Raw genomic sequence first — 995 nt, forward strand, 5'->3', positions numbered from 1 at the left:
CCGGGCCGACGCCCTTCTGAATTCAATTATCGCCGGCGTCGCGGCGAACAGACGAAACCGCTGTTTAGTCTGGTCATTCCTGCCTTGGTGATCTCGCCTCTACATATTCCAATCCTAGACGCTAGGCCAGCAGCGGCCACTCGCGGCTGTCCATCAACAATCCCAAACATCAGGTCGCGGTTATATACAAAAAAGCCGGCCACCTTTCAGCAGCCGGCCAGTGCAAACAAGGAAGGGAACGTTGCACTGATGGGGCAGTGCACCGTCCGAAGCGTTTCCAGGCGACAATGTTCCANCGGCTGTCCATCAACAATCCCAAACATCAGGTCGCGGTTATATACAAAAAAGCCGGCCACCTTTCGGCAGCCGGCCAGTGCAAACAAGGAAGGGAACGTTGCACTGATGGGGCAGTGCACCGTCCGAAGCGTTTCCAGGCGACAATGTTCCCCCGATGAGAGAACAAAGAAGGCTTCACCGCCAGCGCACATTCCCCTTAGCCGCGCTGTATTGCCATCGGCTAGTCTCTAAAGGCCTTTAACCAGCCACGGATCGGTGTCGTATCCGAGGCGCGGCTTTTCCGGCGTTCCATCGGCCGGCAATTTGGCGGTTCCGGTCGGCCTGCAGTCCAGTTCGAGCACCTGCTTCTTGGCAGAGTGCTTCGTAGAGCAAAGGTCCGTGGCGTCACTCACCACCACCTTCTTCTCCTTGGCTATAGCGACACCAGTCCCAGCGATCACGATCGCCGCACAAAACGCAGCAACTCTCATCATACTTCCCCACCGTTGCGCCTCCGCAAAAGGCTGAGCATGACGTTACGGCACTTTTAAATTAGCGCAAGCGAATATTAGCTGCCTAGTCCCTTCACATCGGCTCTGGTCGCCTCCCCTTGCTGCCGGCGCCTTGCGATACCGGCAGCGCGATATGCTAGGATGGGCGCATGCCTGCTCATGACCGGGCGGCCGCTGTTAATGACTTGAGCTTGACATGGCAGAAGG

Annotated in this window: 1 protein-coding gene; it reads right to left on the minus strand. The window is 57.2% G+C overall.

Annotation, left to right across the window (positions count from 1 at the left end; all coding sequences use genetic code 11):
• Window positions 1-524: 524 nt before the first annotated feature.
• Window positions 525-770 (minus strand): hypothetical protein, encoded by a 246-nt coding sequence (locus tag X727_RS135250; RefSeq protein WP_023835588.1) that lies wholly within the window; start codon window positions 768-770, stop codon window positions 525-527.
• Window positions 771-995 lie beyond the last annotated feature (225 nt).

It is taken from the genome of Mesorhizobium sp. L103C105A0 (assembly GCF_000502215.1).
Taxonomy (GTDB): Bacteria; Pseudomonadota; Alphaproteobacteria; order Rhizobiales; family Rhizobiaceae; genus Mesorhizobium.

What these genes read in the sequence shown, in the direction of transcription:
- X727_RS135250 (WP_023835588.1), bottom strand. Translation starts at nt 770, where the DNA reads ATGATGAGAGTTGCTGCGTTTTGTGCGGCGATCGTGATCGCTGGGACT.